This window comes from Micromonospora sp. NPDC051296, from assembly GCF_040682255.1.
In the GTDB taxonomy this organism is placed as follows: Bacteria; Actinomycetota; Actinomycetes; order Mycobacteriales; family Micromonosporaceae; genus Micromonospora; species Micromonospora craterilacus.
Genome location: NZ_JBFBAO010000241.1, coordinates 1 through 10,944 on the forward strand (window position 1 = coordinate 1; position 10,944 = coordinate 10,944).

Annotated in this window: 4 protein-coding genes and 1 pseudogene; 4 read left to right on the top strand and 1 reads right to left on the bottom strand. The window is 68.4% G+C overall.

Annotated features, from left to right (window positions below; translation table 11 throughout):
• On the bottom strand, nt 1-3,397 hold a 3,397-nt coding region (locus tag AB0M52_RS22940), incomplete at its 3' end, for a beta-L-arabinofuranosidase domain-containing protein (protein WP_363957089.1).
• An 826-nt stretch (nt 3,398-4,223) separates the two neighbouring features.
• Between AB0M52_RS22940 and AB0M52_RS22945 the strand changes: the two genes are divergently transcribed.
• The 4 genes and pseudogenes from AB0M52_RS22945 to AB0M52_RS22960 all read left to right on the top strand — a co-directional run.
• On the top strand, nt 4,224-5,414 hold the full coding sequence (locus AB0M52_RS22945; RefSeq protein WP_363957092.1) for a cytochrome P450: 1,191 nt from the start codon (nt 4,224-4,226) through the stop codon (nt 5,412-5,414).
• A 224-nt stretch (nt 5,415-5,638) separates the two neighbouring features.
• Complete coding sequence (locus tag AB0M52_RS22950) at nt 5,639-7,978, top strand: S8 family serine peptidase (RefSeq protein WP_363957095.1); 2,340 nt, start codon at nt 5,639-5,641, stop codon at nt 7,976-7,978.
• 173 nt (nt 7,979-8,151) lie between these two features.
• On the top strand, nt 8,152-10,542 hold the full coding sequence (locus AB0M52_RS22955; RefSeq protein ID WP_363957097.1) for a peptidase M6: 2,391 nt from the start codon (nt 8,152-8,154) through the stop codon (nt 10,540-10,542).
• A 38-nt stretch (nt 10,543-10,580) separates the two neighbouring features.
• Nucleotides 10,581-10,944, top strand: a pseudogene (locus tag AB0M52_RS22960) (hypothetical protein); the annotation flags it as partial.

The following is a 10,944-nucleotide window of genomic DNA, read 5'->3' on the forward strand; positions in this document are numbered from 1 at the left end:
GTTGTTGTAGGCCATCACCGCGTCGTTGTACGCCTGCCGGGCGAAGGCGACCCGGTTCTCCGTCGACCGTTCCGGTGATCTTGACGGTCACGGTGCCGGCCGGCACCGACGCGCTGCGGCTGTTGAACGCCTGGTAGGCGGACTTGCCCGGGGCGACGCCGTTCACCGTCCGCGAGCCGTACGGCGTGATCAGCTCGATGGTGAGCGGTACGTCGTCGGTGTTGCGGGCGTTGACGGAGACGTACGCCGTGGTGCCGATGAGCTGCGTACGAGCCTCCACCTCGACGTCCCAGGTGTGCGGCGGTTCGAGTTCCTGCCTCGACTGGGCGGCGTGCGAGACGATCAGGTCCTTCTCCGCCGCGGTGAAGACACCCGCCGTGACGAACGCCTCGGCGGTCTGGGTGACGGTCGACACGAACTGGCCGTGGCTGGCGAAGGGCGCCTTGTCCCACACCAGGTCGAGGAACGTCGGGCCGTCGGTGCCGGGCGACACGATGCCCGTGACGGGGACGTCGTAGTTCGGGAGTCCGTCGTTACGCTTTCGGTTGGGCACGCCGGTGTCGATGGATCCGAACACGATCGTCGGCTCGACCCGCCGGAAGTACGTCGAGGCGGCCTGCGTGTCGCCGACGTAGTACGGCCGCAGGTTGAAGCCCTGCGCGGCGAAGAGCGAGTCACCCGCCGCCGTGGTGCTGGTGTGGGTGACCGCCGCGTGGGCGTAGTCGCCGTCCCGCTTCAGGTGGCGGTAGAGGGACAGTTCCCGGAAGTTGCCACCCCCCGGGTTTCCGAGGAGCTGCATGATGATCGGACCCCAGAAGATCGACTGCGTGTCGGGGCGGTCGATCGCCCGCTCGATCCGGATGCTGAACGGCATGTGGATCTCGATGGTGTCGCCCGGCGACCAGGTCCGGCTGAGCGTCAGGTAGCTGCTGGGCGTGGCGTTGACGTTCTGGCTGACACTGTTGATCTTTACGAAGAAGCCCTTCTGCACCCAGCCCGGCACCCGCAGCTTGATGTCGAGCGGACCGCTGCCGTTGACGGTCAGCTTGGTGCGGTCCTCTCGCGGGTACTTGGTCTCCTGGGTGATGGCGAAGTCCTTCTCGGCCCAGGTCAACGTCGACGGCGCGTACAGGTTGACCCAGAGCGTGTTGCCGTCGGCCGACTTGAAGTAGATCGTCTCCTGGTACTTCGTGTGGTTCTCGATACCCGTGCCGCCGCAGCAGGTGCCGGTGTTGCCGTAGCCGCGGGCGTTACCAGGGGTCAGCGGCTGGAAGTAGGTGACCTGCGGGTTGCTGACGCTGGTGCTGTCGGCCCGAGAACCGGCGATCTGGTTGAGCAGGCCCCGCTCGTAGTAGTCCATGTACGCCGGGTTGTGCTCGTGGAAGAACAGGTTACGAGCCAGCTTGATCAGGTTGTAGGTGGTGCAGGTTTCCGCGCCACCCGCGGCGATCGAGTTCGCGACGTTGCCCCGGTTCTGGAACAACTCGATGTTGTTGTTGGAGCCCGGGTAGTTGCCGCTCGTGCCACCGTTGGCGTACATGCGGTGCGGGACGACCATGCCGTAGAAGTTCTTGGCGGCCAGGAAGTAGTCGTTGTCCCCGGTGTGCTCGAAGACCCGCAGGTAGCCGACGAACTGCGGCACGTGCGAGTTGGCGTGCAGCCGTTCCGGACGGCGACGACCGGGGCGGGTCTGCGGCGTGGTGACGAGGATGTCGCGGTTCTCGACGCAGGCGTCGAAGAGCGACTCCCGGTTGTCGAAGAACTTGCCGGTGTCGAGGTGCTTCGTGTCGCCGGTGAGCGCGTAGATCTCGGGGAACACCTCGTTCGCACCACCGGTCTCGCCGGCGATGTAGAGGTCCCACATGTAGTTCAGGTTGTCCCGGGTGATCGGTCCCGGGTACGCGGGGTGGTTCTTGTCCCCGACGGTCAACGCGAGGTGCGCCCAGCCGGCCATCTTGACGACCACGTCGAGGGCCTTCTGGTTGTCGGTGTGGTAGTACGCGTCGAGCAGACCACGCATGATCTTGTGCTGCGTGTACCACGGCGCCCAGGTGTTGGTGGCGGCGTTGCTGCCGTAGACGGCCCACCTCGGCGGACCGAGTCGGAGCACCGCGTCCTCCGGGATCGCGCCCAGGTAACCCGGGTGGGTCGGGATCCACAGCCCGGTCCCGCCGCTCTGGATCGGCACGATGCCGCCGTCGCGGCCGTTGGGCGAGGAGTCCCGGATCGTGGAGCCGCTCTCCTCCTCGAACCGGTACCAGGCGATCGACCCGCCGCTGGTGCTTCCGGCCGGCGAGTCCTGCAGCGACTGGATCTCCGCCGCGCTCAGGGCGCGGTCGAAGATGTGGAACTCGTCGACGGTCGCGTTCAGCATCGCGTCGCCGTACTGCGACCGCCCGATCCACCGGTTCCCCGGGTTCCCCAGGTTGGCCGGGCTGAGCGTCATGTTCGTGTTCTGGCCGACCTGCTGACCGTTCACGTACAGCGTGCCCGTGTTCCCGGCGAGCGTCACGGCCAGGTGCACCCACTGGTTGATGGGCAACGCCGTGGTGCCGTTGATCTGCTGCTCCCCGCCGCTGCCGCTGACCGTGATCGCGAACCTCGGCGCGTTGCCGGTAGCACCGGAACGCGGGGCCAGGAACATGTTGACGGTGCTGTTCTGGCCGAAGTCGAACAGCCGGCTCCAGTTCTGGGTGGCCGCGAGATTCACCCAGGACGCGATGGTGAAGTCGGCGAGCTGGCTGATCGCCTCCTGCGGAAGGGTCACGTGCTCCGCCCGGCTCGGCCCGTTCAGGCGGAGCCCGCTACCGAAGCGGCCCGCCACCCGACCGATCGGCGGCTCCTCCGGGTCCTCACCGCCCGGGCCGCCGCTGCCCATCCGCGCGGTGATCGCGGCCTGGCACGCCGCGAACTCGTCGACCATCCAGTCGAGCTTGGTCTTGAAGATCGGCTCGCCAAGGTCGGCGTAGCCCTGCGCCAGGGCCGTCATGAAGTGGCCGGCCCAGTGACCGCTGAGCAGGCCACCGTCCTCCCAGCCGCCGGGTGCGGTCACGCCCGCCGGGTTCGGCCGACCGGCCTGGTTGTTGAACAGCACGAGGAAGCGCCGTTCGTCGAGCTGCCGAAGGTAGTTCTTCATGCGGTCGCGCTTTTCCTGGAGCAGACCGTCGCCCAGCCGCACGTCGCGCAGCTGGAACGGCCGGACCGGGGCGGTAGCGCCGGCACCGAGATCGGTCGGGATCGCGTCGAGCGCGGTCGGGCCGGCTGTCGTCTCGGTGGCGGTCGCTGCCTGGGCAGCAGTCGCTGGGAGCGCGCCCGCGGTGGCCGCCGCGGCCACCCCGATGGCTGATGCCTGAAGAACCTGCCGTCGACTGACGGGAAGCTTCTCGGTTTGAGCCACTTAGGATCGTCCTTTCCCGGTGGGTATGTGCTGGCCGCCCGGCCAGCCTCCTGCTTGCGGTATGCAGATCCAGGTCCGCTTGATGGGTTGGCCTCGGCCCGACTCGTCAGCTGCCGTCGTGGGCGGAGGCGGCGATCACCCGGGCGGATGACCAGCCCGGCTGACCCGCGGTCGGTCGGCCCGCGGCGCACGGATGTCGCCGACCATTTCGGACTGTCGCTCGGTGAATCGTCGAGGTGGGCGTGCACCTGCGGCAGGGCGCCGAGAAGCGCGCGCCGGGCTGCCGGCCCGTCGCGGACGGCTCACCACGCCATGCCGAGCCGCTGCGCCGAAGCGGTCCGGCCGTCCGTCGGCGGCGCGGGTCCCGGTTCGGTGCAGGTGTGTATCACGTACGGCGCGAGCCTGGCGACTGCCAGCACGGCGCCGGAGCATTCTGCGCGTTTCCGCCCACTGCGCCGGGGGCGGGGCCGATGGCCGAGTCGGAGCTAATACATCGAACCTCCTCCATTAAACCGTCGTGCTGGTCCACAGAAGTCGGTGCCCATAGCGGCCGCGGAAGGGGCTGAGTCATCGGTTGCGGGATCCGTGATTGTCAGCGAGTGTGAGCGTTAACTCTCAGGTCGTCAACCCCTACGATCGGGTAAGGTCGCGGCATTGACACAAACCTGAAACATACCTATGTTAGCGCTCAACCTCCTGGTCGGGCGGGCGTCGAGCTGTCCGCGGCACGGCCGGACTCCTGACGCTGACGGCCAGGCGCGTGCCATCCTGCGGGATGCGCAGGGCGCCCGCAGCGCACAGTGGACTTCCGGTTCAAGGAGGAAACGTGGTCGCCGAGTTCGGCGTCTCAGAGCTGTGGGATCCGGCGGTCCGCCGCGATCCGCACGGGTTCTACGACCGGGTACGAGACAGTGGCGGGCCGGTACTTCAGATCGATCCGGCGGGTAATCCGTTCTGGGTGATCGCCGGGCATGCCGATGTGCTGGAAGGGCTGCGCCACCCGGCGATCGGGCACGAGGTTCACCGGCACTCCCCCGGCAGCTGGCAGCCGGCTCTGCACGAACTGTCGGAAGTAGCGAGAATCGAGGCTCGCCAGCTCATCAACCTCGACCCGCCCGACCACACCCGCCTGCGCGGGCTGGTCAGCGGCGGCTTCACCGCACGCGCGGTGGCCCGGTTGGAGCCGTGGATCGGCGACCTCGCGGATCGGCTGGTCGCGCGGGCACGCCAGCAGGGACGCATCGACGGGATCACCGACCTCGCCGACCCGGTGCCGGTCAACGTCATCGCCGAGCTGGTCGGCATTCCGGAGTCGGACCGGCCGCGGTTCCGCGCCTGGTCGGCGGCGATCGTGTCGGCCAGCATCGACGGCCCGGCGGCGACCATGGAGTTCGGGGCGTACCTCGACGAGCTGGCGGCGCGACGCCGAGCGGTTCCCGCCGATGACCTCATCTCGCAGCTGGTGGCGATCGAGGAGCAGGGCGACCGGCTGGACCGTGACGAGCTGGTGGCGCTGGTGCAACTACTGCTCGTCGCCGGCCAGGAGACCACCGTCGACATGATCGTCAACGGCATCCGGCTGCTGCTCACCCACCCCGAGCAGTGGCAGGCCCTGCGGGACGATCCGTCCCTGGCGGCGGCGGTGGTCGAGGAGACACTCAGGTTCCGGGGGCCGGTCGAGATCGTGCCACCACGGTTCACCTTCGAGGACATCGAGATCGCCGGCGGCCGGATCCCCGCGTTCGACCGGGTGGGGCTGTCGTTGTGGGGAGCGAACCGGGATCCCGCGGTGTTCGAACGGCCGCACGTCTTCGACATCCACCGCACCGACGTCCGCAAGCACATCGCTTTCGGGCACGGGATCCACTTCTGCCTCGGCGCCCACCTGGCCCGCCTGGAAAGCCGGATCATGTTCGAGCGAATCGCGCAACAGCTGCCCGGCCTGCGCCTCGCGGCCGATTCCGCCGATCTTGACGGCTTCCGCCTGCATCAGGACGGCCTGCCGCTGGAGGTCTGACGCGGCGCGTCCGGCCATCCCCATTCCGATCACCGGCCGAGAGCCTCAATCGAGGCCGGTAAAAGCTGACCCTTGACCGTCCAGAGAGATCGCGAATACGGTGTGATAGTGCAATAGCACTCTTCCCTGGAAGGGATCACTATGTGTGGCGACTCAGCGATAGGCCGGACGATCCACAGTAGTCGGACCCCGGGCCACCGTGCCGTGTCGGAGCGAGGTCGGCCATGACCAGGCCGTTGCTCGCCGCCATCAGCGCCGGAGCCCTGGTCGTGTCCGGCACCCTGCTCGCCATGCCGGCGGCACACGCCGGCGAGGCGGACCCACACCCGATCGAACTCACCGTGGAGATGCCGGAGGGCATCAACCTCGCCAGCCCGGGATTCATCCCCGTCGCCGTCCTCACCGACGACCGGGTCGACGCCAGCGAACTCGACCCGGCGTCCGTGATGCTCGGCAACGCCGCGGGGAAGGGCGTCGGCGTCGCCCGGGACGGCAACCACCCGCTCGCCTTCACCACCGATGTCGACAACGACGGCCGGGATGATCTCGTCGTCCACTTCGACAAGGACGAACTGAAGCGGGCCGACGAGCTGACCGGGACGACGACCGCCCTGACCGTCTCCGGCAGCCTGTCGGACGGACGGGACGCCCATGGTTCGGATACCGTCTCCTCCGAGGTCCGGCTGGAGGTGAAGTTCGAGGAATCCCTGCAGGTCCGCGGCGCCAACGACGCCCTCCGGGCGCGAGGCCGGTCGGACAACCTACAGCGGGTCCGCTCATTGCTCGACGCGTACCGGGCGACGGACTTCGCGCCGCTGATGCAGCACGTGTCCGCCGAGGAGCTGACCGAGCTGGCCGTCGAGGCGGAGGCTCGCTCGGGCGAGACGGCTCCCGACCTGGCCTCGTGGTACCAGCTCACCCTGCCGGCGGAGGTGGACGCGGACCAGGTGATCCGGGACCTGCTGGCGTTGCCCGAGGTCGCGTACGCCTACGTCGCCGCGGACCCCGCTCCCCCGCCCTCGACGACCCCCGACTTCACCCCCATGCAGGGCTACCTCCGGCCCGCTTCCGAGGGCATCGACGCGGACTTCGCGCACCGGGACCCGCGTACCCGGGGGGCCGGCATCCGGATCGTCGACCTGGAGTACGACTGGAACCCGTTCCACGAGGATCTCCAGCTCGACTGGTCCACGGATCTCGGTGGCACCGCGTTCCCGCGGGTCACCACGTTCGCCGACGAACACGGGACCGCCGTCTTCGGTCAACTGGTCGCCCGTGACAACGGGTACGGCATCACCGGCGGGGTGCCGGACGCCACGATGTACGGCATGTCCCCGGTGCGGCAGGTGGCTCCCAACCGGACAAGCTGGGTGCCCGCCGAGGCGATGGTCTACGCGTCGCAGTTCCTTGAGCCGGGCGACGCGCTGCTCATCGAGCAGCAGACCGTCGGCCCGAACGGGGGTACCCGGTACGTGCCGATCGAATGGATGCAGTCCGCGTTCGACGCCACCGTGCTGCTCACGCAGCTCGGGGTCACGGTGGTGGCGACCGGCGGCAACGGGGGCGAGAACCTGGACGGTCCGGAGTTCCTCGGGCGCTTCAACCGGAGCATCCGCGACTCGGGCGCCATCATCGTCGGTGCCGGCAGCAACACCACGCGGGAACGGTTGAGCTTCTCCGTCTACGGCTCGCGCGTCGACCTACAGGGCTGGGGCCAGAACATCACCACCACCGGCAGCAACGGCAACCTCCAGGGCGGGACCACTCCGGCCAACATCAACATCCGGTACACCAGGTCGTTCGGTGGCACCTCCGGAGCCGGGCCGATCGTCACCAGCGCGGTCGTGGCCATCCAGTCCTACCTGAAGGCCACCGACCAGGAGGTCTGGAGCGCCACGCAGATCGCCGAGCTGCTCAAGGAAACCGGGACCCCGCAGGGCGGCAACACCGCTCAGCAGATCGGCCCGCTGCCCAACCTCCGCGCCGCCCTGAAGAAGATCGAGGTCGACGCACCGACGTCGGCCGTCGAACTGACGCAGGACCCGCCGAAGCAGGGTGACTGGTACGTCAATCCGACCGTCCTGCTCTCGGCGGAGGACGGGTGGGGCTCCGGCGTGGACCGGATCGAGTACCGGCTGAACAGCGGCCCGTGGGAGACCTATGACGAGCCGTTCCAGGTGCTGGCCGCGGGCCAACACACGATCAGCTACCGCGCGACCGACCACAACGGGAACGTCGAACAGGCGAACGACCTCACTTTCCGGAACCTCGGCCAGCTGGTGACGGCCACCGCCCAGGCGCGGTGCGTCGCCGGTAAGGCGTACGTCGCGGTGCAGGCACGCAACGACCACGACGGGCCGGTGACCATCGCCCTGGAGACGACGTACGGCGAGAAGTCCTTCACCAACGTCGCGCCGGCCGGGAACGCCTACCAGTCGTTTGCCACCCGGACGACCTCGGTCGCGGCCGGCACGGTGGCCGTCCGCGCCACCGGTTCCGTCAACGGCGAGGACATGTCGATCGTCTTCACCGCGCAACACCCGGGCGTCAACTGCGCCAACTGATCCCCCGGAACACCAACGACGAGTGACGACGGGGCATCGAAAAAGAGAGACCGTCAATAGGGCGGCAAAGGCGCGGCACAGCCCGCCAGCCCTATTGACGGTCTCTCTGAACACGAAATCGCAAGACGTTTTCCCCGGATGGCCCGACAACTGTCGATGCAGAAGGAGACGTCGTGACAGACGAGTACATCCCGAAACCCACCCCCTGGCGACGCAGGTTGCGATATCTGGTGGCCGCGGCCAGCGCCCTGGCTCTGCTGGCGACGCCGGCGACGCCCGGGCACGCCGCGCCGACGGTGAACCCCCCGAACGCGCTCCAGCCCGTCGACCCGCAGAGCTGGAAGAACCAGTACGACATGACGTGGGATGACTGGAACGACATCCCCAACACGAACTGGAACGATCCGAACATCAAGCCGTCGGTGCGGGGCCTGCGGATCGCGCTGGTGGCGGTCGACTTCCCCGACCAGCCGTTCGTCATGACCCAGCCGAAGAAGAGCGACCTGTTCGGCAACCCACAGATCGACCCGATCTCCCGCAGCGCGGTCCCGGAGTTCTACCGCGACTACTACATGAACCCCGGCGAACTCAACCACGGGCGCACCATCCACGAGTACTGGATGGAGCAGAGCCGCGGCCAGTTCGGGGTGGCCGAGCTCGACGCGTTCGGCCCCTACCGGATGCCGCGCAACCTCTTCGAGTACGGGCTGAACGAGTTCAACCAGCAGTCAGCCTGCCCGAGGGGCTTCACCTGCAACGGGAACCTCAACAACGACGCGGCCAACGCCTGGCGGACGGACCGCGGCTGTACGGGCAACTGTGGGTACGACGTGATCCTGCGGGTCTACGCCGGTTACGACGAGACCAGCATCTGGCAGGAGTTCGGCGAGATGATGTTCCTCAACAAGGAGGACATCCCCGACGAGTGGGGCCCGAAGCACATCCCCGGCTCCGAGAGCATGCCCAACTGGGCCCCCACCCGCTACGTCGAGTGGACGTCCTGGAAGGCGGCGGCCCAGCACTGGGGGCAGGCGTCGATCCGGCAGGGCGAGAGCTCCGGCACCATCACCCACGAGATGGGCCACTTCTTCTTCAGCATGGGCGACAACAACAACAACCCGTTCTCCCATCGGGAGAACCCGCCGTCGCCCTTCCACCGGGTCGGTTCGGCACCCTGGGACATGATGGACCGCGGTTCGTTCAACGGTCCCGGCGGCCACCACATGCGCTGGGTCGTCCCGCCGAACCAGGGCGGCTGGAGCCCGGCCGGGCTCATGCTGCGCAACAAGATAACGATGAACATCGTGCCGGCGGCGAACGTGCTCCGGCTCAGCCGGCAGGCTCTGGCCGACTCCGGCGTCGTGGTCGCCGAGGTCACCGCGCGTGCGGTCGACCCGGGGCCCGAGGGGGTCTCCGGCGTACGGATCGGCCTGGACGGCACGGGTCGCCCCGACCGGACTCCCGACTGCAACATCAACACGGATCCGTTCTGCCACGGCAACACCGGCTGGGACGACTACACCGTCGAGGTCGTGGACCGGATGGGCTTCGACTCGTTCACCCCCGACAACGGCGTCCTGATCGCCAAGAACAAGACCCGCGAGGGCAACACCTGCGGTTACAACTGCTTCAACTGGGTGGTCGACGCCAACCCGCAGGACATCGAGATGGTCGACTACTACGCGCCGGACGGCAGCCCGGTGATGGCCACCATCGCCGATCACCGTCAGCTCAACGACGCGCTGTTCCACGCCGGCACCGACTCCGGTTCGAAGTACGAGTACGTCGACGAGGCCAACCGGCTGCACGTCTACGTGCTGGACCTGCGTCGGGACGCCGACGGCGTGCTGTCGTACACGGTGGCCATCCGGTCGTTGGACGGGGCCGGGCCGAACGCGCGTGGCGTCGCGGTGGGCCAGCCGGTGAAGGAGGGCGTGCAGCCGTCGCGGACGGCGCGGTGCTCCTTCCCGCTGACCAACACCGGAGTGGCCGGAGTCACCGCCGGGCATCCGGGCGACGTGTCGACGTACGTCGACTCCGACGTGTATCGGCTGTCGGCGGACTCCGCCGGCGAGGGCTGGACGGCCTGGATGCCGTACGAGGTCGTCTCGGCGAAGGCCGGCGGCACCGTCGACGTGCCGGTCTACGCCAGCCGGGCCCCGGGATCGGCCAACCAGACCACGGTCACCCTGACCGCGACCTCGGAGAGCGACCCGAGCAAGTCGACCAGCGTGACCTGCGACGTGCACGTCCGGGACACCACGCCGCGCGAGGTGTCCGTCACGGCCACCGCGCAGGCGCGGTGCGTCGCCGGTAAGGCGTACGTCGCGGTGCAGGCGCGCAACGACCACGACGGGCCGGTGAACATCGCCCTGGAGAGCGCGTACGGCGAGAAGTCCTTCGCCAACGTCGCGTCGGCGGCGAACGCATACCAGTCCTTCGCCGCTCGGACTGCCTCGATCTCGGCCGGCACGGCGACGGTCCGGGCCACCGGTTCGATCGATGGCGAGCAGGTGACGTCCGTGGTCACCGCGCAATACCCGGGCATCAACTGCGCCGACTGATCCCGAATGACAACGACGAGTGATAACGGAGCATCGAGATGAACGTGTGGAATCGTAAGCGGCTGCTTGCGGCGGGTGCCGCGGGTGCCTTGCTGGCCGGGTCGGTGGCGGTGGGGTCGCCGGCTCTGGCGGAGCCGGGTGACGAGTCGGATGTGCGGGTGACCGTCGACATCGAGCCGATCAGGGAGCCCGGTGTGTTGGCGATGTCGATCGCCGGTGACTCGGTCGCGTTGGCCGAGGACGGGTCGACGTTGCTGGTGCGTCAGTTCGTGGGCACGCTGCCGACGGTGACGGTCACGGACACCCGTACGGCGGATGAGGTGCCGGAGGGTGCGGCGTGGGCGGTGCCGGTCATGGTGCTGCTACGTCGGCCGCCGTCACCGCGGTCGGCTACGCCGCCCC